Here is a 24,809-nt window from a genome sequence, read left to right on the forward strand (position 1 = left end):
TCATGCGCTTCGAGACCATTCTGTACGACGTGAAGGACCGTATCGCGACGATCACGCTCAACCGTCCTGAACACATGAACACCTGGAACGACCAGGTGGCGACGGAGGTGTACGAGGCAATGCAGGCGGCGGGCGCGGACCGCGGCGTGCGTGTCATCGTTTTCACCGGCGCGGGGAAGGCATTTTGCGCGGGTGGCGATATCCACAGCTTCGGTGGCGACCCTGCCGCGCTGATGACCAAGCTGCCGCGCCCGTTCGATATGCGCAAGCGCGCTGACTGGCAGACGCGCTGCTCGTATTACCCAGCCATTCCTAAACCGGTAATCGCCATGCTCAATGGCGCGACCGTCGGCATCGGCCTGATTCACGCGCTCTTTTGCGACATCCGGTTCGCGTCGGAAGACGCCACCATTACCACGGCATTCGCGCGTCGCGGTCTGACCGCTGAATACGGTATGGCCTGGATACTCGCGCGCCACGTTGGCCAGGCACACGCACTCGACCTGCTGCTCTCGGGACGCAAGATCAAGGGGCGCGAAGCCGAGCGTATGGGGCTCGTAAACCGGGCGATCCCGGCGGAGAAGCTGGTCGAAGAGACTTACGCCTACGCGCGCGAAATGGCGGAGTTCTGCTCGCCGCGCTCGATGCGCATCATGAAGGAACAGGTCTGGGACGTGCCGTTCCAGACGCCCCACGAGGCGGTCATGTCCGCTGGTCTGGACATGCCGATCGCCAACCAGTGCGATGACTACAAGGAAGGCATGGCGAGCTTCCTCGAGAAGCGTAAGCCCAACTTCACGGACTACTGAGCACCTACAGGACTACCTCATGCTGAACTACGAAGTCGTCAAGAACTGGCCTATTGAAGATGTCACGCAGACGTACAACGAGCGCGACGTGATGCTGTACTCGCTGGGTCTCGGCCTGGGCGGAGACCCGCTCGACGCCGACCAGCTGCGCTACGTCTACGAAAAGGATTTGCAGGCAATGCCGACTTGCGCGGCTGCGTTTGCGTGGCCGAAATCGTGGATGCGCGACCCGCGTACGGGCATCGACTATCTGAAGCTCGTGCATGGTGAACAGGACGTCCGCTTCGTGCGACCGATGCCGGTCGCCGCGACCATTGTCAGCAAGACGCGTGTGAGCCGCATCTCGGATAAAGGCGCGGGCAAGGGGGCGATCGTCGAGCTCATGCGTGACATCATCGACGCCTCGACGGGTGAGCAACTCGCTGAAGTCCGGCAAGTGTCCTTTCTGCGCGGCGACGGAGGGTTCAGCGCTGAATCGGGCGTGAGCGACGTGCCGCCCGAAGCACTTCCGCCTGTGCCGGAACGTGCGCCGGATGCCGAGTACGTCTTTTCCACCGGTGCCCATGCCGCGTTGATCTACCGCCTTTCGGGCGACGCCAATCCGCTGCACGCGGATCCTGAGGTGGCGTCGAAGGCGGGATTCAGCCGCCCCATTCTTCATGGCCTCGCGACCTATGGCATCGCGGGCTACGCCGCGATTCGCACCTTCGCCGGCAACGATGCCTCGCGTCTGAAGCGACTTGCGCTGCGCCTGACCTCGCCGGTTTATCCGGGCGAAGAAGTGCGTTTCCAGTTCTGGCGGGATAGCGCCGCACGTCTGCATCTGCGCGCGCGCGTGGACGCGCGCGATGTGGTGGTGCTGAACAACGGAATCGCGGAAATTGCGTGAAACCGCGCCTGGCAGCGCCGAAGCGCTTTGCCGGGCAGCCACTGGAGCCTGACGATGGACCTGAGAGAGAGTCCCGCCGAGAAGGGATTTCGCGCCACTGTGCGTGAATTCGTAGCAACCCATTTGCCTGACGATATCCGCGAGCGCGTGCTGAACTTCCGCCATGTGCCGCGCGAAGACTATGTGCGCTGGCAACGCATTCTGGCTGAAAAGGGTTGGGGCGCACCCGCATGGCCCGTCCAATTCGGCGGCGCCGCCTGGGACGCCGCGCAGCGCAACATCTTCGATGAGGAATGCTTCACCGCTGGCGCGCCGCGCCAGATGCCGTTCGGCCTTTCGATGGTCGGACCTGTGATCCAGAAATTCGGCACCGATGCGCAGCGCGAGCGGTTCCTGCCGCGCATCCTCTCGATGGAGGACTGGTGGTGCCAGGGCTATTCCGAGCCGGGCGCGGGTTCCGATCTGGCTTCCCTTAAGACACGTGCTGAACGTGTCGAGCGTGACGGTCAAACGTTCTACGTCGTCAACGGCCAGAAGATCTGGACCTCGTTCGCGCAATGGGCGAACTGGATTTTCTGCCTCGTGCGCACTGACGGCAGCGGCCGCCCGCAGGAAGGCATCTCGTTCCTGCTGATCGATATGTCGACGCCCGGTATCACGGTTAGACCCATTCGCACACTGGACGGCGGTCACGACGTCAACGAAGTGTTCTTCGATAACGTGGAAGTGCCGGTGAGCAATCTCGTCGGCGAGGAGCATCGTGGCTGGTCGATCGCGAAGTATCTGCTCGGACATGAGCGCACCAATATCGCCGGCCTTGGCAACTGCAAGCGTTTCATGCGGCGTCTCAAGGAGATTGCGAGCACCGAGCGTAAGCATGGCAAACCGCTCATCGAGGACGTGCGCTTTCGCGATCGCATCGCCAAGGTGGAGATCGACTTGATCGCTCACGAATGGTCGCTTCTGCGCGTCGTCTCGGCCGAAACCGCAGGGCGTCCAATCGGACCGGAAGCCTCGGTGCTGAAGATCCGCGGTTCGGAGATTCAGCAGGAGCTAACCGAGCTGATCATGGAATGCGCAGGCCCCTACGCGGTGCCTTTCGTGAGCGAAGCGCTGGAGGCGGACTGGCGCGGCGAAACCGCGAACGGCGAACTGCTCAATGCGTTGGCTGCGCACTACCTGGACTGGCGCAAGATATCGATCTACGGCGGTTCGACTGAAGTGCAAAAAAACATCATCGCCAAGCAGGCGCTCGGCATCTGAGGACACGCCATGGACTTCACGCTGGTTGAAGAGGAACAGATGCTGGCCGACGTGGTCGGTCGGTTCGTCGAAAAGGAATACGACTTCGAGGCGAGGCGCCGTCTCGCCGCCAGCCCGCAGGGCTGGTCGGATGCGCACTGGTCCACGCTCGCCGAAATGGGCGTGCTGGCGCTGAACGTGCCGCAGGACCATGGCGGCCTTGGCATGGGCCCGGTGGAAACCATGCTCGTCATGGAGGCCTTCGGCCGTGGACTCGTGCTGGAGCCGTTTGTTTCCTCGGCTGTGATCGGCGCGAAGCTCATTGGGCGCGCGGGGCACAAGGCCCGCAAAGCGGAGCTGCTGGCCGGTATCGCAGACGGTAGCCTGAAGACCGCGCTGGCGACGCTCGAACCCGGCGCGCGTTTCGATTTATGGAACGTTTCGACGAGGGCCGAAGCAACGCGTGACGGTTTCGTCCTGAACGGACGGAAGGGCGTCGTACTGCATGGCGACAGCGCGGACATTCTGCTTGTTTCCGCACGGACCGCAGGCGAGCAGGCGGACAAGCACGGCATCACGCTCTTCGCTGTCGATGCGCGCGCGCAAGGTGTGAGCGTCAAGGGGTTTCCGGCACTCGATGGCCAGCGTGTCGCGGAGGTGGTGCTGAACGGGGTGCGAGTCGACCCGCAGGCGGTGATCGGCACGATCGATCAGGGTTACGCATTGCTCGAATGGACCGTCGATCAAGGCATATTCGCACTGTGCGCCGAGGCGGTGGGTGCGATGTCGCGGTTGAGCGATCTGACCTTTGAGTATTTGCGCACACGTAAGCAGTTTGGTTCGCCGATCGGCAAATTCCAGGCACTGCAGCATCGCGCTGCCGATATTTTGACCGCGGTGGAACATGCGAAATCGATCGTCTATTTCGCGGCCGCCAAGCTTGGCGAGGACGATGACCTTGCCGCCCATCGAGCTGTGACCGCCGCGAAAGCGCTCATCGGGCGCAGCGCGCGCTTCGTCGCGCAGCAGGCGGTGCAGCTTCACGGTGGGATGGGCATGACGGACGAGCTGGCGGTGGGTTGGTATGTGAAGCGCCTCACTTGCATCGACATGACCTGGGGAAACACAGAGCACCATGTCGAGCTATACGGCGCGTTCTTGTAACCGCAACTCATCCAGCAGCAAGATTGATTCCGACTGCCCATACCCGTCTATTCGAAGAAAGGAGACAACCTTATGTCAGCAGCTGGCCATGGCGCAACTCAGGAGCTGGCGCCGGTACCCGCGCACGTTTCGCCTGAGCGGGTATTCGACATCGATATCTATCATCCGCCCGGCGCCGAAGACGACTACCATCTCTCGCTCAAGAAGCTGCACGCCGAAGATATTCCCGACATTTTCTGGACGCCTCGGAATGGCGGACACTGGATCGCAACGCGCGGCGACGACATCTATCACATCCTCAAAGACTACGAGAACTTCTCGTCGAAGCAGCTCACAGTGCCGCTGGTCGAGCATCAGCCGTTGCCGCCGATCTTCTTCGATCCTCCGCAGCACACAGCCTATCGTGCGTTGATCGCGCCCGCGTTCATGCCGCAGGCGATCAGCAAGCTCGAAGAAAAGGCGCGGGAAATGGCGATCGAATTGATCGAGGACTTCTACCCCAAGGGCGAGGTTGAGTTCGTCTCGGGGTTCGCGCAGCATCTGCCGATCGGTATTTTCATGAACATGGTGGCGTTGCCCGCCGAGGATCGCGAGTACCTGCTGGGCCTTGCCGACAAGATGGTCCGTCCAGTGGACGCCAACGAGAAGCTTGCCGCGCTCGGCGCGATTTTCCAGTACCTTGGCGTAAAGATCGCCGAACGGCGCGCGAATCCGGGCGACGATCTCATCAGCAAAATTGTGAATTCGAAGATCGACGGGCGCGCGCTGACCGACGACGAGGTTCGCGGTCTGTGCGGACTTGTACTGATTGGCGGCCTCGATACGGTTGCGTCCGCAATGGGGTTCATCGCGAGCTTTCTCGCTGGGAGCCCCGCGCACCGCAAGCAGCTCATCGATAATCCCGAGCTGACGCAAAAGGCCGTTGACGAGCTATTGCGGCGTTTCCCGGTAGTCAACCAGGGGCGGCGGATCACTCACGATTTCGACTACAAGGGCGTGCATTTGAAAGCAGGCGACATGATCATCATGCCGACTACGCTGCACGGTCTCGACGAGAGAAAGTTCGACGACCCGCTCACCGTCGATTTTGCGCGGCCCACCCCGATTCATTCGACGTTCGGCAATGGTGCGCATCGTTGTCCCGGCTCGTTCCTTGCGCGCGTGGAGTTGAAGGTTTTCCTTCAGGAATGGCTCAAGCGTATTCCGGATTTCCAGATCAAGCCGGGTGAGAAGGCGGGTGTTCATGGCGGCGTGAACGGCACGCTATACCACTTGCCTCTTGTTTGGGAAGTGCTGCGCTGAGCATGTATCTGTAGAAGGCGGTGCGCACGTTGCATGGTGCGCGCCGCTCGCTACATTCGGGCGTGACCCTGGCGCGTGCATACGCACCCCAGGTTATGGAGATGCTTTGCTTAACGCTCGCCAGACGACCTTCATGGCGTGACGGAACGAGTCAGGATCGGGTGTGCTCGCTTCGGACCGGCGAAGAAAGACGACCAGACCTTGTAGATGTGAAAGGAGCAGTGCGCCACGCAGCGTACATTCTCCCGACGCCAAGGTTGGGTTTATCTTTGCGATCAGTTCCGCCAGGAGCTCCTGGAAATTCGCGGTCGATTTCGCCATCAGAGCACGCAGAAAGGGTTCATGCTCTGCCAGGCTCCAGCATTCCAGAACAAAGGCGCTAACGCGATTACCGCCCGTCGCCGTCAGTACAGAGAACGCCTCGTCGACGATGATATCCAGCCGGGCCTCCGGTGGCCGCAGTTTGTCCTCGGCGATCGTCCGATAGTGTTCGAAATAGCGATTCGTGAATGCCTCGATCGCGGCCCGCAATAGTTCTTCGCGAGTGCTGAAGTAATGCTGCAAGGTTCTCAGTCGGATTCCTGCGTCGCTGGCGATGCGGCGTTGAGTGAATCCAGCGTTACCTTCTGACGCGAAGACGTCGATCGCCACTTCGATGATGGCTGGCACACGGGTACTTCTGTTCCCTCGCCGCCTGGGTGCATCTGCTGCCGTGTTGCCGAGATCTGCAGATGAGATAGTCAGGTCTTTCATCTATTGGCCTCTCCTTGGCGATTGCTGTCCCCGCGCGCGTTGTCAGTCCGAAATGTGTAAGCCTGCAGACCATTCCCTGCCTGATACGAGCGTCGTTCGGTTCTGATCGGACAGCGCGACTTTAGTCTGGTACTAGTCAAATGACGAATAAATAGCACGTCAGTAGACTAATTGATTCCAGATAGCGTGCGATATTGTCGCTGCGGCACCGTATATCCTACCTCAAGCAGCTCAGTCGTTTCCACACCAGCATTTCCCCTAGTACAGTTGGCCCTTGATAATGGGTCTACTGACCACTAATATTTAGTCACAAGACACATTTCGGACCGTGCGAGAAGCCAGTGCATGAGATACGCAGCTGTCAGGATTCGCTGGTTAAGATCCCCATTCTGCGTTCGTGGGTGTGGTCGTCCAGGGCGCGCGTAGGGCGGTTGAAGGAGCAGGGCATGAAGCTTGGAGAACGTTCTTTGCGTTCGCTCATCGACAAGTGGCTCGCGCCTACTGCGACCACCCCGGTGCATGTGACCCGATGTACTTTCGCAAATTCGAGCCAGACGAGGTGTGTCCTCGCCCGGTCGACGGCTTCGGATAAGTCCCTTGCCATATTCTTCTTTCGGCACGACGACGGGGCTTGGCGCGTATTCCCACCTTCTCCCCGAAAACCAGAAATGCACTCCTGCGCAGGAACGGGATAACGGTTTTCGCTAGTCGCCGTCCGTGACGAGGATGTACGGAAGGACTGCCCAAGAAGCTGACCCGATCGCATAGGCGTTCTGGCTGCTCCTGCGATTGGTCCTCCTTTCGCGTTCGAATCGTAAGACGAAACGCCGCCTCGTCCGTGATCTGTACCGCGTACGGCACCAGAGTGAAAGTTTCCTGGCTATGTCCGTCCTGCACATCGATTCATGATCCGCGCTGACGGGTTGCCGAAAGCTATCCATAGATTGCATCGCTAGTCCGCGCAGGCGAGGCGGACGCCTCGCAAATGCAAGCGTCGCCAACAACTCATTAGCGCAACGCGCTCTGCACGCAGTTGGAACCGCAGTGGCCCCGGTCATGCACACACCCGCTTCAGTACATCACCGATCTCAAACTTACGTTTGCCCAGAATTTTGAACGACGTTCGAGAAAATGCATCGCATAGGGGTGAGCGAGCGTTGACAGTCAGGTTTCGAGCGTTTATCTTTGCGAACAGCATTCGTATTGTGGTGATGCGGTAGGAGGTGTCAGAGACGCGATGCTGACGAGGTAGGGAGGCCGGTTTCGCTTCATTGCTAAACGTCTGCGGCAGTCCAGCGGCCTTGGCCGTTTCTGCGGCAGTTCGACAAAGGACAAGAGGAGACGAATGAAAAAGCAGAGTCTGAAGCCAAGTGCGATCAGCCTTGGTGTGCACGCGACCTGTATCGCTGCGGTGTGCGGGTTATGGAGCGCGAACGCCAACGCCTTCCACTTCGATGTGCCGAACCCGGACATTGACATGGAATGGGATAACACGGTTCGTGCGGACTACGACATCCGGCTTCAGAATCCGGACCATTTCTATACGAACAGTCCGACCTACGACGAAGGCGATCTGTCGACCCCGAAGTTCAGCACGATCCAGTCGAGGTTGAACCTCTACAGCGAATTCGATTTCAAGTACAAGGAAAAGTCCGGTTTCCGCGTCAGCATGGACGCGTGGTACGACCCGACGTTCAAGAACCACGATACGAGCAATCCCGCATTTCAGCCCAACTATCCCAACAACGAATACACGAGCTACATCAAGAAGTATTACCGGGGGCCAAGCGCGGAGTTGCGTGACGCGTTCGTGTTCAACACTTTTGACGTCGGTGGCCATTCAGTCAACGTCAAGCTCGGCCGAACGGCACTTACCTGGGGGCAGTCCGCGTTCGCAACGCTGGGGGGAGCGAACTCGGTGGCAATCGGTCAGCAGCCGCTCGACCTGATGAAGCTGACACAAAGTCCCAGCGCATCGCTCAAGGAAATCGTGCTACCGACGGCACAGGCAAACGTCTCGGCGAACATCACCGACACGTTCACCCTCGCGGCGCAGTACACCTTCGAATGGAACCACGACCGCCTGCCTGAAGGCGGCACCTATTTCGGCGGTGCGGACCCGATTCTCTATGGGCCGCCCATCGCCAGCTACGAAACCATCCCTGGATTAGGGACATTCGCGCTCCCGCGCGTCGCCCCGACGAAAGGCCAGATTGGCGACATCGGCCTCGACGGCAAATGGCGTGTCGATTCACTCGCGACGACTTACGAATTCACATACCGCCATTTCGCGATGAAGATGCCTTGGGCGGCGGTGCTACTCCCCGGTGCCGGACCGCAACTGTTCCCGGGAACCAACCTCCCTGGTATCACGGCGAAGTACGGCAACAATGTGAACCTGATCGGCGCGGGCTTCAACAGTGCGATCGGCAATGCGGCAGTGGCCGGCGAACTTTCGTATCGCTGGAACATGCCGCTAAACGCCGTCAACACGACGACGGTCAACGACGCGCCGACGGGGCGCACGCTGCATGGTTTGCTGAATGTCACGCAGTCGTTCGGCAAGTCGCCTTTGTGGGACAACATGTTCCTGCAGGCGGAATTCTCGTTCAACCAGCTGCTGAGCGTGCAATCGCATGCGGGGAACTTCGCCAATTCCAGCTATGACACCACTGGCCAATGTTCCGCGTCGGGCAACTCCGCGTTCAACAACTGCTCGACGCGCTTCTGGGCGGGGCTGGGCATTGGTGCGAGCCCTCAGTGGTATCAGGTATTTCCGGGTGTCGATCTGACCATGCCACTGTTCGTCAACCTGAATCTGAAAGGCTATTCATCGGTCATCACGCCAGCGGCCGAAGCACAAGGGCAGAACACCTTCGTGGTCGGGCTTGATTTCACGATCTACAACAAGCATGAGGTGGACATCACCTACACGTATTACATGAACAAGAAGGGGTATTCGACTGCAGGTGCCGCAACTGCTCTCGGGGCACCCTACAGCGACAAGTCGTGGCTCGGCATCACATATCAGACAACGTTTTGATAATGGAGACAGCTGTGAAAAGATTCTCAAGGTTGCTTAAGGCGCTGGCGGTACTCGCTGCAGTTTGGGCTTCACCCTATACGTCGGCCATCGAGAACGGGCTCACGCCGTTCGGAGCGGAAATTGCCGGCAACAAGGACGGCACGATTCCCGCATACACGGGAGGCATCAAGCAGTTTCCGACTGGCTTCAAGGCCGACTCCGGAAAATGGGCGGACCCGTTTACGGGTGAAAAGCCTGTTCTGCAAATCACGGCTCAGAACTATCAGCAATACGCCGACAAGCTGAGCGCCGCTTCGATCGAACTGTTTAAGCGCTATCCGGCTTACCGGATGGACGTCTACCCGACGCACCGCTCCGTTTCGTATCCGGATTGGTATCTTGAGAACTCGGAAAAGAACTCCGAAAGCGCCAAGCTCGAAAAGAACGGTCTCTATATTACGGGCGCGTTCGGTGGCAAACCGTTCCCGGTACCAAAGAATGGTCAGGAGGCGTTGTGGGATTGGGAAATGCACTATGTCGGCACGGCCCAGAAAAACAACGTGAAAACGTGGCTGGTCGATTCGAGCGGCACGCCGATTCTTGCTGCGCAGTTCAAGAGCTCGCTGCTTTATCCGTACTTCGAGCCGAAGTACGAGGCTGAGTTTCGGAAGAAGGGTCCGCTCGCGATCTGGTATCAGGTCTATAACGACTACGCCGCACCGGCTCGTCTGATCGGCGATACCACGCTCTTCTGGTACTTCACAGATTCGGCGGATCACGATCAGCAATCGTGGCAATACAACCCGGGTCAGCGCCGCGTTCGCGTGGCCCCCGATCTTGCCTACGATACGCCGAACCCCGGCTATTCCGGCGCAATTACGATGGACGACATCCAGTTGTTCTACGGGAAGATCGACCGCTGGAACGCGAAGCTGGTCGGCAAGAAGGAAATGTATATTCCCTATAACGACTACAAGCAGCAATACGAAACGCCGGCGAGCAAGATCCTCACGCCGCATTTCGTGAATCCGGACTATGTCCGGTGGGAGTTGCACCGCGTGTGGGTCGTGGAACTGACGCTCAAGCAGGGCGCACGTCATATCTACAGTAAGAAGACGCTGTATTTCGACGAGGACGGCGGCGGCGGAATGATGGACGCGTACGACCAGTCCGGCAAGCTCTATCGTGCTGGCTTCCAGACCACGGTTCCCGCGTATGACTACAAGGTGCCGTATGCGATGGGCAACTGGTTCTACGACTTCAACAGCGGCATCTATATCTTCGGCAGCCATCCGGCCGAATCGCCCGGGATCTTCTTCAACGTGAGCTTCCCGAACGACTACTACACGCCGGAGCGCATGCAATCCGCGGGTGTGCGCTAGTTGCGTGCCGAGTTGACGATAAGGTATTGAGTGAGGGTCCCGCCCGGATTGCCTGGAGGGACGCCTCATTAGCAGTGGCTGGTTTGCGTCGTACGCATCGAAAGTGGCGTTGTTGCTTTTGATATTGGATCAATCTGGAAAGTGATGGAGACAGTTTTGAAGAAGCACCGGATGTTGATTAAGGCGGTCGCGCTTGCTGCAGCAATCTGCGCTGCGCCCATGACTCATGCGCTCGAAAACGGGGTGACGCCTTTCGGGGCGGAGATTGCCGGGAGCAAGGACGGTACGATTCCCGCGTACACGGGGGGAATTACGCAGGTTCCGGCCGGATTCAAGGCCGATTCGGGCAAGTGGGCTGACCCGTTTCCCGGTGAGAAGCCGGTGTTGCAAATCACGGCCCAGAATTACCAGCAATACGCGGAGAAGCTGAGCGCTAGCTCGATCGAACTGTTCAAACGTTACCCGACCTACCGGATGGATGTTTATCCAACGCACCGCTCAGTGTCGTATCCGGACTGGTATATGGAGAATTCGGAAAAGAACGCGCAGAACGCGAAGCTTGAAAAGAACGGCCTGTTCGTTTCGGGCGCGTTCGGCGGCAAGCCGTTCCCGGTGCCGAAGAATGGTCAGGAAGCGCTGTGGAATTGGGAAATGCGCTATGTGGGCACGGCTCAGCGCAATAACGTGAAGACGTGGCTGGTAGACTCGAGCGGCACGCCGATTCTCGCGGCGCAATTCAAGAGCTCGCTGTACTACCCGTATTTCGATCTTAAGCAGGAAGGTGAATTCAGAAAGAAGGGCGGTCTCGCGATCTGGCAATACATCAACAACGATTTCGTGGCACCGGCGCGAATGATCGGCGATACCACGCTCTACTGGTTCTTCACGGACACGGCCGATCACAACCAGCAATCGTGGCAATACAGCCCGGGCCAGCGCCGTGTGCGCGTGGCGCCCGATCTCGCCTACGACACGCCGAACCCCGGCTATTCCGGCGCGATCACGATGGATGATATCCAGTTGTTCTACGGGCGCATCGACCGCTGGAATGCAAAGCTGGTCGGCAAGAAAGAGATGTACATCCCGTACAACGACTACAAGCAGCAATACGAAACGACGGCGAGCAAGATCCTGACGCCGCATTTCGTGAACCCGGATCACGTGCGCTGGGAACTGCACCGCGTGTGGATCGTCGAGTTGACGCTCAAGCAGGGCTCGCGTCACGTGTATGGCAAGAAGACGCTCTATTTCGACGAGGACGGCGGCGGCGGAATGATGGATGCGTACGACCAGTCGGGCAAGCTGTATCGCGGCGGCTTCGAGACCACGGTGCCCGCCTATGACTACAAGGTGCCGTATTCGCTCGGCAACTGGTTCTACGACTTCAATAGCGGCATCTATATCTTCGGCAGCCATCCGGCGGACTCGCCGGGCATCATGTTCAACACGAGCTTCGCGAAGGACTTCTTTACGCCTGAGCATATGCAATCGACCGGCGTGCGATAGCCGGCACCGACGCAAGGAAGGGCGCAGGACGTGCGCCATGCCGGGCAGGCGTGGCATGGCGCACAGCAAGGTTTTCATAAAAGCCCAGGACTGTTCGCGTGATCGATCGCCAGTTACTGTGAAGGAGACGCAATGCGCAATACCCTGTTTCGTTGGCTGGCACTCGTCGCGGCGGCGTGCGCCACGAGCGCCGCGGTCCATGCCGAATTTGCCGACCCGATGCGCTCGCCTGCCGTCATCAACCCGCAGGCCGCACATGAACCGCTCATGGCGCTTGCGCAGACTGGACAGCGTTTGGTCGCGGTAGGTCCGCGCGGGGCGATTCTCGTTTCTGACGATGGCGCCACGCACTGGCGCCAGGTGCAGGTGCCGGTGAGCTCCGATCTCGTGGCCGTTACGTTCAAGTCGGCCGCGCTAGGCTGGGCGGTCGGACACGACGGCGAGGTGCTCCATACCACCGACGGTGGCAATAGCTGGACGCGGCAGCTCGACGGTCAGGAGGCTGCGAAGCTGATGCGCGAGTACTACTCGAAGCAGCAGGGCGATTCGCCCAATCTCAAGGCATCGCGCGAAGAGGCCGAGCGCTTCGAGGCAGACCAGGGGGGGCGTCCTTTCCTCGACGTCTGGTTCGATGACGAGCGCACAGGCTGGGTCATTGGTTCGTTCAACATCATTTTTCACACTGAGGACGGCGGCAAGAGCTGGGTGCCCTGGTTCGATCGCGTCGACAATCCCGACGCATTGAACCTGCATGCGATGCGCCGTATCAACGGGACGCTTTATATCGTGGGCGAGCAGGGGCTGCTGCTCAAGCTCGATCCCGACAAGCAGCGTTTCGTCGCAGTGCCGACGCCCTCAAAGGGCAGCTTCTTTGGTCTCGCTTCCACGGGCAACGCGATGATCGTCTACGGTTTGCTCGGCAGCGCCTATCGCTCCACCGACGGCGGCGCGACGTGGGACAAGATCACGCTGCCGACGGGCGCGAGCATTCTTGCGTCGGGTGAACTGCCGAACGGTCACCTGATTCTCGCTACGCAGGCGGGCGAACTGATCGAGAGCGCGGACCAGGGAGTAACGTTTCATACACTGGGTGCGAGCCAGGCGGGCGGAATCTTCGCCATGGCGCTGCGCGGCGATACCGCAGTGCTGGCCGGGGCGGCCGGTCTGTCGCGGATCGCATTATCGAAGTCGAACTAAGGGGGAGCAGACATGGCTGGCGGCAACAATGCCCAATTCGACAAGATGCCCGTCGTGGCGGATCTTGCCCAGTTCGATTCGCGCTCAGGCAACGCGCTCGAGCGGTTGATCTTCAACCGGCGTCCCTGGCTCATCATCATCTGCGCAATCATCACGGCGGTGCTGGGGTTTCAGGCGATGCGGCTCGATGTGAATGCGAGTTTCGAGAAGATGATTCCGCTCTCGCATCCGTACATCAAGAACTATCTCGCCAATAAGGCGGATCTGAAGGGGCTCGGCAATTCGCTGCGTATCGTCGTCGAGAATCCCACGGGCGACATCTACGATCCGAAGTATCTCGCCGGGCTGCGGCGCATCAACGATGCGCTGTTCCTGATTCCTGGCGTCGATCGCCCGGGCGTGAAGTCGCTGTGGATGCCGATCGTGCGCTGGAACGTGGTGACTGAGAAGGGCTTCGCGGGCGGGCCCGTCATGCCGGACGGCTTTGACGCGTCCGCACAGGCCGTCGCGCAGTTACGCACGAACGTGGCGCGCGCGAACATCGTGGGCAGCATCGTGTCGAATGATCTGCATTCGAGCATGATCCAGCTGCCGCTGCTCGATCACTATGCCGATACCGGCAAGCCGCTCGACTACGCGAAGCTTTCGCACCAGATCGATGAAGTCATCAAGAGCGAAGGCCGCGGCGAGGTGCGCGTGCATGTGGTGGGCTTCGCCAAGCTGATCGGCGATCTGATCGAGGGTCTCAAGCAGGTCGCGATGTACTTCGGCGTGGCCGCGGCGATCGCGCTCGTCGTCATCTTTCTCTACACGCGCTGCTATCGCAGCACGCTGCTGGTGGTGGCGTGTTCGCTCATTGCCGTGGTCTGGCAACTCGGCATTATCCGCACGCTCGGCTATGTGCTGGATCCCTATTCGGTGCTGGTGCCGTTCCTCGTTTTCGCTATCGGCGTCTCGCATGGCGCACAGAAGATGAACGGGATCACGCAGGACATCGGGCGCGGCACGCACCGCTACGTGGCGGCGCGCTACACATTTCGGCGGCTTTTTCTCGCGGGTCTCACCGCGTTGCTCGCGGACGTGGTGGGCTTCGCCGTGCTGATGGTAATCGACATTCCGGTGATTAAGGACCTGGCATTCACCGCGAGCGTTGGCGTGGGCGTGCTTGTCTTCACGAACCTGCTGCTGCTGCCGGTACTGCTCTCGTACGTGGGCGTGAGCCCCTCGGCTGCGCGGCGTAGCGTGCGCGGCGAGCAGAACGACGCGCGCGGCACTTCGTCGGCGGGCGCGCTGTGGAATCTGCTGGACCGCTTCACCGAACGCCGCTGGGCCGTGGCCGCGATCGTCTGTGCGGCAGCGCTCACGGTGTTCGGCTGGTCAATCAGTCAGCATCTGCAGATCGGCGATCTCGATTCGGGGGCGCCGGAACTCCGGCCGGACTCGCGCTACAACCTCGACAATGCTTACACGAACGCGCATTTCGGGCTGTCGAGCGACCTTTTCGTCGTGATCGGGAAGTCGGCACACGGCACCTGCGACGCCAACAACTTCCCTCTCGTGCTCGAAGCTGACCGACTCGAAACCGCACTGCGCGGCGTGCCGGGTGTGCAGACGACGACCTCGGTTGGCGGTCTCTCGCGCTGGGTGACGTCGGGCTTCTACGAGGGCTACCCGAAGTGGTACACGATAGACCGCGTGCCGTCGATTGTGAACAAGACGGTGTGGCAGATCCTGCTCGACCACCCGGATCTGCTGAGCCAGACGTGCGGCACGGCACCTGTCATTGCGTATCTGACCGATCACAAGGCCGCGACGCTCTCGCGTGTTATGGAGACTGCCGAGGTATTTGCAAAGACACATAGCGACGCGGATCACGAGTTCCTGATGGTCGCCGGCTCGGCGGGTATCGACGCGGTGACGAACGTGGTCGTCGCGAAGGCGAACCGCACGATGCTGTTCATGGTGTACGCAGCGGTGATCCTGCTGTGCTTCATCACGTTCCGCAGCTGGCGCGCGGTGGTGGTGGCCGTCGTGCCGCTCGGGATCACTTCGGTGCTATGTGAGGCCCTCATGGTCAAGCTCGGCATTGGCGTGAAGGTGGCGACGCTGCCTGTGATCGCACTGGGCGTGGGGATTGGCGTCGACTATGCGCTCTATCTGCTGAGCGTGCAGCTCGCGTATCAGCGAACGGGGCAGCCGCTGCGCGTGGCTTATCGTCATGCGGTGCAGTTCACGGGCAAGGTCGTCGCGCTGGTTGGTGTGACGCTGGCGGCCGGCGTCGTGACGTGGACGTTCTCGCCGATCAAGTTCCAGGCCGATATGGGCATCCTGCTCACGTTCATGTTCCTCTGGAACATGATCGGTGCGCTGATCCTCATTCCGGCGCTCTCACACTTCCTCCTGCAAGGGATTTCGCGCAAGGCGGTGGCGAAGGGTACGGTGGCCGGTTCGGCGAACGTCGAAGCCTGCAGCGGCGAGGCGACCCTACGGTCGTGATGGTCTAACGCGTGCCGCTTTGCATGCGGCACCGACACCGCTCGCAGCACAAATGAATCGGCCCGCTATCTCCGAAGATAGTGGGCCGATGAGTTTGCACGGCAAGGCGCGCGCCCCTCTGCGCGATGATCGCGAAACTAAATCACGGACATCGAGAAGCTCAGGATTTCCGAGACGCCGCCGTCGACCATCAGCATTTGCCCGTTCATGTAGGAACTCGCTTCGGAGGCGAGAAACACGGCCACGCCGCCGAGTTCCTCGGGGTTCCCCCAGCGCCCGACGGAGATATGCGAGCGCACGATCTCCTTCATTTGAGGATTCGACGTGACTGGCTCGGCCATATCTGTGAGGAAATAGCCGGGGCAGATGCCGTTGCAGCGAATGCCGTGGCGGCCCAGTTCCGCACCCAGTGACTTGGTGAGCCCGGCGACGGCGTGCTTGCTGGCCACATACGCCTGAAGCTTCTCCCGGCCGAGCACCGATACGTAAGAGCCCACGTTGATGATGCGTCCGTGCCCGCGTTCGATCATGGGGCGTGCAACCTCCTGGGCGAGCAAGTAGGCGGCCGTGACGTTGGTATCCATCGTTCGTTGCCACATCTCGATGTTTGACTGCAGAAAATCACTCCACTCACAAATGCCCGCGTTGTTGAGCAGTACGTCGATGCGTCCATGGCGTGTGAGAACGTTGTGTACGCCGTTTCTGATCGCGGCCTGATCAGTGAGGTCGAACGGTTCGATGTCGGCGTTGCCGCCCGTTTTGCGAATCGATTCCGCAGCGGTTTCGAGGCTCGCGCGCGAGCGCGCGCAAAGGATCACGGTCGCACCTGCCGACGCCAACGCGCTCGCCATCGCGAACCCGAGACCGCGCGACGCGCCGGTGACGAGCGCAATCTGTCCTTCCAGTGAAAAGAGTTTCATAGTCTGACTCCGATGGATCATGCGAAAGGTCCTTACTGGTGGCGAATGACGATCTTGCCGAAGTGCTTCTGGCTTTCGAGGTGCCGTAGCGCATCCGGTACGTGCGCAAAGTCATAAACTGAGTCGATGATTGGCCGAAGTTTGTGCAGGCCAATCGCGCGATTCATCGTTTCGAAATCCTGACGGGAGCCAACGCGAATCGGCGCGATCGACAGACCGCGCGTGAAGAATCCTTCGCCGGGAGCAGGTGCACCCGTCAGCAGCCCCACGACGCTGATCCGGCCGCCATCCCGTGTGGCAGCGACGGACTTGCCGAACGTTTGCGCGCCTCCCACCTCTACGACGAGATCGACGCCCAGTCCATCCGTCAGGCGCAGCACGGCGTCATCCCATTGCGGCGTTTCGCGGTAGTTGATCGTGGCGTCGGCGCCTAGTTCTGCGAGGCGTTCGAGCTTCGCATCGCTCGACGAAGTGGCAATCACGCGTGCGCCGAAAAGACGCGCAAGCTGCAGCGCGAAAATCGATACGCCGCCCGTCCCTTGCACGAGGATGGTTTGGCCGGGAAGCAAGGGTGCATGCTGGCACAACGCATTCCATGCGGTGACGGCGGCGCAGGGCAGCGTTGCGGCCTCCTCGTCGGAAAGATGGTCGGGGACGCTTACGAGTTCTTCCTCGCTCAGCACGATCTTGTCGCGCAGCATGCCTTCGACAATCGCGCCGCGGCCCAAGGTGTCTGCGTGTTGCGGGCGCGCGCCGCCGTGCCAGTTTTCCGCGAAATTGGCCATCACCCGGTCGCCGGCCCTGAAGCGCCGTACGCCCGAGCCCACGGCAAGCACTACGCCCGCGCCGTCCGAAGCAGGAATGAAGTTGGGCGCCATCCAGTCGCAAAACGCACCGTTCATCAGCAGCAGCTCGCGGAAATTCAGCGAGCTCGCATTGACCTGCACCAGTACCTGTTGAGCGCCGGGCGGTGGCGGATCAGGTTCCTCGCGTAACACAAGACCCGCAATGCCTTCAAACCTCTCACATCGATAGAGCTTCATTTGTCGTCTCCATGGTGTTGAACGAGAGCGTCGAATTCATTACTGCGCGACGCCTTCTTCATTCTTCTCGTTGACAGCTGCAAAAAGATGAGTTCAGAATATAGAACATTGTTCAACAAAGCGTTCGGAGCGTCAAATTGAAGATACTGGTCGCGGTGAAGCGCGTGATCGACTACAACGTGAAACCTCGGGTGAAGTCCGACGGTTCTGGCGTCGATCTGGCCAACGTGAAGATGGCGATGAACCCGTTCGACGAGATCGCGGTGGAGGAGGCCGTGCGCCTCAAGGAAGCGGGCGTCGCGAGTGAAGTCGTCGTGGTATCGGCTGGAGTCGCGCAATCGCAGGAGGTACTGCGCACGGCGCTTGCCATGGGAGCGGATCGCGCAGTGCTCGTGGAGAGCGATGTAGAACTGCAGCCGCTCGCAGTCGCCAAGCTGCTGGCCGCCGTGGCCGCGCGGGAAAACCCACAACTGGTATTGCTAGGCAAGCAGGCTATCGACAACGACGCGGGCCAAACCGGCCAGAAGCTCGCCGCATTGCTCGGCTGGCCGCAAGCGACGTTCGCGTTCAAGACGGAAGTGGACGGTCAACAACTTCTCGTCACGCGCGAGATCGACGGCGGGCTCGAACGCGTCGCACTCGATCTGCCAGCCGTGGTCACGACGGATTTGCGCCTGAATAGTCCGCGCTATGTGACGCTGCCCAACATCATGAAAGCCAAGAAGAAGCCCCTGGAGACGCTGAGTCCCGAGGCACTGGGCGTTGACGTCGCACCTCGTCTGAAGGTTCTTGAAGTGAGCGAACCACCGGCGCGGAAGGGCGGCGTGATGGTTCCGGATGTTGCAGCGCTGATTGAAAAGCTTCGAAACGAAGCGAAGGTGATTTGATCATGACTATTCTCGTTATCGCCGAACACGACAACGCAACCCTCAAGCGCGCCACGCTGAACGCGATCACGGCGGCGAGCGAAGCGGGGGGCGACATTCATGTGCTGGTGGCGGGCCTCGGCGCGTCGGCCGTGGTAGAGCAAGCCGCGAACGTCTCCGGCGTCGCCGAGGTGCTCGTCGCGGATGCACCGGGGTACGCGCACGGGTTGCCAGAAAATCTTGCCGCACTCGTTGTTTCACTGGCCAGCGGCTATACCCATGTAATTGCAGCGTCCACGGCCATGGGCAAAAACTTCATGCCTCGTGTGGCGGCGTTGCTCGACAGTGCGCAGATTTCCGATGTAGTTGCCTTCAAGGCGCCCGATGTTTTCGTGCGCCCGATCTACGCCGGCAATGCGCTAGCGACGGTGCAATCGTCCGATGCAATCAAGGTCATCACGATTCGTCCAACCGCCTTCGACGCAGCAGTCACCGGTTCGGCCACCGCGCCGTCACGTGCAGTTGCATCGGCAGCCGTTTTCGACAAGGCCCGTTTTGTCGGGCAGGAGCTCACGAAGTCGAGCCGGCCAGAGCTTTCCGCGGCAAACATCGTGGTGTCGGGCGGACGCGGGATGCAGAACGGTGACAACTTCAAGCTGCTCGACGCGCTTGCGGACAAGCTTGGCGCCGCCGTCGGCGCGTCGCGCGCGGCTGTCGACGCCGGGTTTGTGCCGAACGACTACCAGATCGGCCAGACCGGCAAGATCGTCGCGCCCCAGTTGTATATCGCCGTAGGCATCTCCGGTGCCATTCAGCATCTCGCCGGCATGAAAGACTCGAAAGTCATCGTTGCTATCAACAAGGACAGCGAGGCGCCGATCTTTCAGGTGGCCGACTACGGTCTCACCGCCGACCTGTTCGAAGCGGTACCTGCGCTGACTGCGGCGCTCGATTGACGTTCGCCCGGATTGACAGCGATCCGGACGCGAGCCTAACATCCGAACGCCGTTCACGAAAATTGAACCAATAGTTGCATATTGGCTGCTGATCGGGCGGTTGCTAATAAAAAGCCGGAACCGGCGCGTACGCCGGCCACATCACGAAGGAGATATCAATGGGTAACAGAGGTCCCAGTTCGGGCGAACACACGGTCCGACTCGATTTTGTCCCGAAGGACAGTTACCTGTCGAAGCAGTTTCTCGAGCGGGAAAATGAGAGGTTGTGGCCGCGCGTGTGGCAGGTCGCCTGCCGGCTGGAAGAGATTCCCAACGTCGGCGACTACGTGACCTTTGATGTGGCGGGCGAGTCGATCGTCGTTGTGCGAACGGCAGCTGAACAGATCAAGGCCTATTTCAACGTGTGCCAGCATCGGGGCCGTCGTTTGACTAACGGTTGCGGCAAGGCGGCGAAATTCCACTGTGCCTATCACGGGTGGCAGTGGAATCTGGATGGTAGCGTGGCGCGCGTGCTCGACCGTGACGACTGGGCCGGCTGCCCGGAAATGACAGACGGCGACCTGCGTCTGGCCGATGTTCTGGTGGACACATGGGGCGGCTTCGTTTTCATCAACATGGATCCGAACGCGGAGCCGCTCGGAAAATTTCTCGATCCGGTGCCGGAAATCACGAACTGTTTCGAGTTCGAGAAGATGCGCTACCGCTGGTACAAGTCAATTCGCCTGCCGTGCAACTGGAAGGTCGCGCTCGAAGCGTTCAATGAGGGTTATCACGTTGCGGCTACACATCCTCAACTGCTCGACGTAGCCGGCGACGATGTGACGCGCAGCTTCGCCTATGGCCGCCATGGCATGTTCGGCTATTCGACGGCCGCGCGCCTGATCGGCGCGCCATCGCCGCGAACGGGCAAGCCGATGCCGGAGGACGTGCGCCAGGGTCTCGTGAACTTCTTCCGGGTCATGGAAGAGACGCTGAAAGCCATCAATACCGCACGCGACTACGAGGCCGCGAAGCGTCTGATGCACGAAATGTCGCCGTCGGGCAACCAGTTCGAAGTCCTTGCGAAGGCAATGGAATTCCAGCGCGAAGCCGCTATTGCCGAAGGCGCGGGTTGGCCCGAGATCACGTTCGAACAGCTCGGCCGGGCCGGCGCGGACTGGCATGTCTTTCCGAATCTCGTGTTTCTCCCGTACCCCGATGGAGCGCTGTTCTATCGCGCGCGGCCTGACGGCGACAACCCCGACTCGTGCATTTACGACATCTGGTCGCTGCAGCGCTTCGCGCCGGGTGCGGAGCCGCCGCTGAAACGCGAGTTCTATTACGGCGTGGACGACTGGAAAGAGAACGCGCAGGAGAACTTCGGCCTGATCCTGTGGCAGGACTTCCAGAACATGACCAACGTGCAGCAGGGCATGAAGTCGCGTGGCTTCAAGGGCTCGCGCACGAATCCGCTGCAGGAATCGTCGGTGTCGAACTTCCATCGCGCGCTGCGCGAATTCATCGCGGAGGAGTGATGTCGGCGACCTGGGACGCAACCTACGATTTCGTCGTGGTCGGCAGCGGCGGCGGTTCGATGTGTGCGGCGCTCGCCTGTAAGTCAGTGGGCAAGGAAGCGCTCATCATCGAGAAGCTGCCGAAGGTCGGCGGCTCGACCGGTTATTCGGGTGGGGTCTGGTGGCTGCCGAACAATCATGTGATGAAGCGCCACGGAGTGAGCGACTCGTATGAGCGCGCGCGCCAGTACTTCGACGCAGCGGTGACGTATCAAGGCCCGGGCACATCAGAGGCGCGACGCGAGGCTTATCTGCGCACCGGCCCGCAAATGGCTGAGTTTCTCGAGCAGCAGGGCATGCAGTTCGTGTACGCGGATGGCTGGTCCGATTACTACGACACGCTGCCCGGCGGCGAGCCGCGCGGACGTTCTCTGCTGGCGAAGCTGTTCGATGTGAAGGAACTGGGCGATTGGGCACCGCGTCTATCGCGCTACAAGGGTCCGTCGATGCCGGCCAACTCGGACGAGTACCCGCAACTCTTTCTGATGAAGCGGACGTGGGGCGGCAAGCGCAAGGCAATGCAGCTCGGCGGCCGCATGCTCTATCAGAAGATCACGGGCAAAGAGCTGGTCTCCAACGGCGCCGCGATTCAGGGGCGCATGCTGCAAATGGCACTGCGCGCGAACGTGCCGATCTGGACCGACACGCCGGTGCGTGAACTCATCGTCGAGGACGGGCGCGTGACCGGCATCGTTGCAGTGCGCAGCGGCCGAGAGTTGCGCGTACGCGCTCGGGAAGGGGTCCTGCTCAATACGGGCGGCTTTTCGCACAACGCGGAAATGCGCCGCAAATACCAGCCGCAGCCTTCATCGGCAGATTGGACGAACGCCAATCCAGGCGATACCGGCGAAATCCTCGAAGCCGCCATCGCGCTCGGCGGCGCGGTGGACTGCATGGAGGAAGCGTGGTGGGTCGTGACGTCGCTCGGCCCCAACGAAGAACTGCCGGAGGGGGCCCGCGCACCCGACGGTTCGCCGCTGCCCTTCATGCATCACCTCGATCTCTCACTGCCGTTTTCGATCATGGTCGATCAGGATGGCGAGCGCTTCTGCGACGAAGCGGGCGCCTACATGGAAATCGGCCAGCGCATGTACCAGCGCCACAAAGAGACGGGCAAAGCCGTGCCCGCCTGGGTCGTCATGGACAGCCGCCAGCGCAAGTACTACCCCTGGGGCACCGCGATGCCGGGTCAGATTCCGCAGAAGTGGCTCGACAGCGGCTACATGATCAAGGCCGACACGCTCGAAGAACTGGCCGCGAAATGCAATATCGACCGTGCGGGCCTGCTCGAAACGGTCAAGCGCTTCAATGTCTTCTGCGAGACGGGCGTGGACAAAGACTACGGCCGCGGTTCGCGCGCATTTGATCGGTGCCATGGCGACCCGACCATCAAGCCGAACCCGAACCTCGGGCCGATCGAGGAGGGGCCGTTCTACGCCGTGCGCATGTACCCCGGCGATGTGGGTACGGCAGGCGGCCTCGTGACCGACGAATACGCCCGCGTGCTCAGGGAAGACGGTTCGCAGATACCTGGACTGTATGCCACCGGCAACTGCACGGCATCTGTGGTCGGACGGTGCTACCCGGGCGCCGGCAGCAGCATCGGAGCGTCCTTCGTATTTGGTTACATCGCGGCGCTTCATGCGAGCGGTGCACAAAAGATCTGGTGACACTGGAGAGTTACGAATGAATGCCTATCAGCCACCCAGCAGTGAAGTCCTGATCGATATTTACCGGCGCATGGCACTCATCAAGCAGAACGATGAGCGCTTTCGTGCCGTCATCAAGGCCGGCAAGCTGGTGATGCCGTACTACTCGCCACGCGGCCAGGAAGTGATTCCTTCGGCGATGTCGGCGTGTCTCACCGACGACGATTACATCTGCACGATCTACCGCGGCGTTCACGACATGATCGCCAAGGGCGTGCCGCTCAAGGAGCTGTGGGCCGAACTCGGCGGCCGCGTGACGGGCACGTGCAAGGGCAAGGGCGGCCCGATGCACGTTACCCATCCCGCTTCTGGCGTCATGGTGACCACAGGCATCGTGGGCAGCTCGATGCCGATCGCGAACGGTCTCGCGCTAGCAGCGCAGATCCGTGGAGAACCGCGGGTCGCGGTCGCCTATTTCGGTGACGGCGCGTCGAATATCGGCGCATTTCACGAGTCGCTGAATATGGCGTCTGTATGGAAGTTGCCGGTGGTCTTCGTGTGCCAGAACAACGGCTATGCGGAGCACACCAAATACGCCTATGGCACGTCCGTAGCGAATATCGCCCAGCGCGCCGTCGCGTATCAGATGCCCGGCGTAACCGTCAACGGCAACGATCCCATCGCGATGCACAAGGCGGCACGCGAGGCGGTCGATCGCGCGCGAAACGGCGGCGGCCCGACGCTTATCGAAGCGAATACTTTCCGCTTTCAAGGGCACGTGTTCGGGGACCCCGACGCGTATATGGACAAGCACGAAAAGGCGGCCTGGGTTGCCAGGGACCCGGTGCCGCTCTTCCGGCAGTGGCTCATCGACGCGAAACACGCAACAGAAGAGCAACTGGCCGCGATGGAATCCGATCACGAGGCGCAGATCGATGCTGCTGTCGAATTTACGTTGTCGAGCGAATATCCCGATGTTGCGGAGCTTCGGCGCGACATCTTCAAGGACGAGGTGATCGCATGAGCCAGGCACCCACCAGCATCAACACCATCCAGGCTGTCAACTTTGCGCTTGACGACGCAATGGCCGCCGACGCCAACGTGATCGTGCTCGGTGAAGACGTCGCTGACGGCCAGGAAGGCGGCATTGTCGGCGTGACGAAGGGACTGTCTTCGAAATACGGCACGTCGCGTGTGCGATCGACGCCGATCTCGGAGCAGGCCATCATCGGTGCTGCTATCGGCGCATCGATGGTTGGCATGCGTCCCGTGGCGGAAATCATGCTGATGAACTTCACGACGGTTGCGATGGACATGATCGTCAATCACGCCGCGAAGTTGCGCTTCATGTCGGGCGGACAGACCAACGTGCCGATCGTCATTCGCACCATGACGGGCGCAGGATTCGGCACGGGTGGACAGCACGCCGATTACCTTGAGGCATGGTTCGCGCACGTTGCAGGTATCAAAGTCGTCGCGCCGTCGAACCCTGCCGATGCCTATGGCCTGATGCTGTCCTGTATCCGCGACGACGACCCATGCCTTTTCATCGAGAACATGCCGTCCTACTGGAATCCGGGCAATGCGCCGGAGCGCGGCGTCGCGATTCCGCTTGGGAAGGCTAATGTGGTGCGTGCAGGCTCCGACGTGACGGTGATCAGCTACAGCCGCCGCGTACAGGAAGTCATGCTTGCCGCCGAGGCGCTTGCCAAGGACGGCATAGCCTGTGAAGTGATCGATTTGCGCACCGTATCTCCTTTGGATACCGAGACGATTCTGACGTCCGTTGCGAAGACTGGGCGCGCGGTCGTCGTGCATGAAGCGGTCAAACCGTTCGGCGTGGGCGCGGAAATCGCATCGCGCATTTACGAAGCCCTTTTCCGCGAACTCAAGGCGCCCGTGCAGCGAGTGGGTGCGCAATTCTGCCCTGTGCCGTTCTCAAAGCCGCTCGAAGACGCATTCGTTCCGGGCGTGGCCGAAATCGAAGCGGCGGTTCGCGCCACGCTTAAATAGCAGCGGCGCACCCTTCCCCGGATTCTTAACATCACTAGAGCAAG

At 60.6% G+C, this 24,809-nt stretch carries 19 protein-coding genes; 16 read left to right on the forward strand and 3 right to left on the reverse strand.

Annotation, left to right across the window (positions count from 1 at the left end):
• Positions 1-2: 2 nt before the first annotated feature.
• The 5 genes from BMW76_RS24935 (at position 3) to BMW76_RS24955 (ending at position 5,406) form a co-directional block, all read left to right on the forward strand.
• On the forward strand, positions 3-809 hold the full coding sequence (locus tag BMW76_RS24935; protein WP_090870049.1) for an enoyl-CoA hydratase: 807 nt from the start codon (positions 3-5) through the stop codon (positions 807-809).
• 19 nt (positions 810-828) lie between these two features.
• Positions 829-1,698: a MaoC/PaaZ C-terminal domain-containing protein gene (locus BMW76_RS24940; RefSeq protein ID WP_090870051.1), complete on the forward strand. Its 870-nt coding sequence runs from the start codon at positions 829-831 to the stop codon at positions 1,696-1,698.
• Between the two features lie 54 nt (positions 1,699-1,752).
• Complete coding sequence (locus tag BMW76_RS24945) at positions 1,753-2,961, forward strand: acyl-CoA dehydrogenase family protein (protein WP_090870053.1); 1,209 nt, start codon at positions 1,753-1,755, stop codon at positions 2,959-2,961.
• Positions 2,962-2,970: 9 nt separating this feature from the next.
• Positions 2,971-4,104 carry an acyl-CoA dehydrogenase family protein gene (locus tag BMW76_RS24950; protein ID WP_090870055.1) on the forward strand — a complete coding sequence of 378 codons (1,134 nt, stop codon included), beginning with the start codon at positions 2,971-2,973 and terminating at the stop codon, positions 4,102-4,104.
• A 72-nt stretch (positions 4,105-4,176) separates the two neighbouring features.
• On the forward strand, positions 4,177-5,406 hold the full coding sequence (locus tag BMW76_RS24955; protein WP_090870057.1) for a cytochrome P450: 1,230 nt from the start codon (positions 4,177-4,179) through the stop codon (positions 5,404-5,406).
• A gap of 93 nt (positions 5,407-5,499) precedes the next feature.
• Here the strand turns inward: BMW76_RS24955 and BMW76_RS24960 are convergent, their stop codons facing one another.
• A complete protein-coding gene (locus BMW76_RS24960; RefSeq protein ID WP_090870059.1) occupies positions 5,500-6,159 on the reverse strand; it encodes a TetR/AcrR family transcriptional regulator in 660 nt (219 codons plus the stop codon).
• A 1,345-nt stretch (positions 6,160-7,504) separates the two neighbouring features.
• On the opposite strand from BMW76_RS24960, the gene BMW76_RS24970 reads away from it, so the two are divergent.
• From BMW76_RS24970 to BMW76_RS24990, 5 genes are all read left to right on the forward strand, one after another.
• Complete coding sequence (locus BMW76_RS24970; protein WP_090870063.1) at positions 7,505-9,202, forward strand: DUF1302 domain-containing protein; 1,698 nt, start codon at positions 7,505-7,507, stop codon at positions 9,200-9,202.
• A 14-nt stretch (positions 9,203-9,216) separates the two neighbouring features.
• A complete protein-coding gene (locus BMW76_RS24975; protein ID WP_090870065.1) occupies positions 9,217-10,566 on the forward strand; it encodes a DUF1329 domain-containing protein in 1,350 nt (449 codons plus the stop codon).
• Between the two features lie 171 nt (positions 10,567-10,737).
• Entirely contained in the window at positions 10,738-12,072 is a 1,335-nt protein-coding gene (locus tag BMW76_RS24980) for a DUF1329 domain-containing protein (protein ID WP_245763368.1), read from the forward strand.
• Positions 12,073-12,204: 132 nt separating this feature from the next.
• A complete protein-coding gene (locus BMW76_RS24985) occupies positions 12,205-13,269 on the forward strand; it encodes a WD40/YVTN/BNR-like repeat-containing protein (RefSeq protein ID WP_090870067.1) in 1,065 nt (354 codons plus the stop codon).
• Between the two features lie 12 nt (positions 13,270-13,281).
• Positions 13,282-15,765, forward strand: coding sequence for an efflux RND transporter permease subunit (locus BMW76_RS24990; protein ID WP_090870069.1), 2,484 nt, complete (start codon positions 13,282-13,284; stop codon positions 15,763-15,765).
• A gap of 137 nt (positions 15,766-15,902) precedes the next feature.
• On the opposite strand, the gene BMW76_RS24995 is transcribed toward BMW76_RS24990, so the two are convergent.
• Together BMW76_RS24995 and BMW76_RS25000 are read right to left on the reverse strand one after the other, a co-directional pair.
• Positions 15,903-16,685, reverse strand: coding sequence for an SDR family oxidoreductase (locus BMW76_RS24995; RefSeq protein WP_090870071.1), 783 nt, complete (start codon positions 16,683-16,685; stop codon positions 15,903-15,905).
• A 32-nt stretch (positions 16,686-16,717) separates the two neighbouring features.
• Positions 16,718-17,728 (reverse strand): zinc-dependent alcohol dehydrogenase family protein, encoded by a 1,011-nt coding sequence (locus tag BMW76_RS25000; protein WP_090870073.1) that lies wholly within the window; start codon positions 17,726-17,728, stop codon positions 16,718-16,720.
• 137 nt (positions 17,729-17,865) lie between these two features.
• Between BMW76_RS25000 and BMW76_RS25005 the strand changes: the two genes are divergently transcribed.
• The 6 genes from BMW76_RS25005 (at position 17,866) to BMW76_RS25030 (ending at position 24,765) form a co-directional block, all read left to right on the forward strand.
• Entirely contained in the window at positions 17,866-18,615 is a 750-nt protein-coding gene (locus tag BMW76_RS25005; RefSeq protein WP_090870075.1) for an electron transfer flavoprotein subunit beta/FixA family protein, read from the forward strand.
• Positions 18,616-18,617: 2 nt separating this feature from the next.
• Entirely contained in the window at positions 18,618-19,550 is a 933-nt protein-coding gene (locus BMW76_RS25010; RefSeq protein ID WP_090870077.1) for an electron transfer flavoprotein subunit alpha/FixB family protein, read from the forward strand.
• A 158-nt stretch (positions 19,551-19,708) separates the two neighbouring features.
• On the forward strand, positions 19,709-21,064 hold the full coding sequence (locus BMW76_RS25015; RefSeq protein ID WP_090870079.1) for an aromatic ring-hydroxylating oxygenase subunit alpha: 1,356 nt from the start codon (positions 19,709-19,711) through the stop codon (positions 21,062-21,064).
• The gene (locus BMW76_RS25020) at positions 21,064-22,773 is read left to right on the forward strand and encodes an FAD-binding protein (RefSeq protein WP_090870081.1); all 1,710 of its coding nucleotides are present in this window, start codon (positions 21,064-21,066) and stop codon (positions 22,771-22,773) included. Before BMW76_RS25015 ends, BMW76_RS25020 begins: the two co-directional genes overlap by 1 nt.
• A gap of 16 nt (positions 22,774-22,789) precedes the next feature.
• Entirely contained in the window at positions 22,790-23,776 is a 987-nt protein-coding gene (locus tag BMW76_RS25025) for a thiamine pyrophosphate-dependent dehydrogenase E1 component subunit alpha (RefSeq protein ID WP_090870084.1), read from the forward strand.
• On the forward strand, positions 23,773-24,765 hold the full coding sequence (locus tag BMW76_RS25030; RefSeq protein WP_090870086.1) for an alpha-ketoacid dehydrogenase subunit beta: 993 nt from the start codon (positions 23,773-23,775) through the stop codon (positions 24,763-24,765). Before BMW76_RS25025 ends, BMW76_RS25030 begins: the two co-directional genes overlap by 4 nt.
• Positions 24,766-24,809: the final 44 nt, after the last annotated feature.

The sequence above is a fragment of the Paraburkholderia diazotrophica genome, assembly GCF_900108945.1.
Lineage (GTDB): Bacteria > Pseudomonadota > Gammaproteobacteria > Burkholderiales > Burkholderiaceae > Paraburkholderia > Paraburkholderia diazotrophica.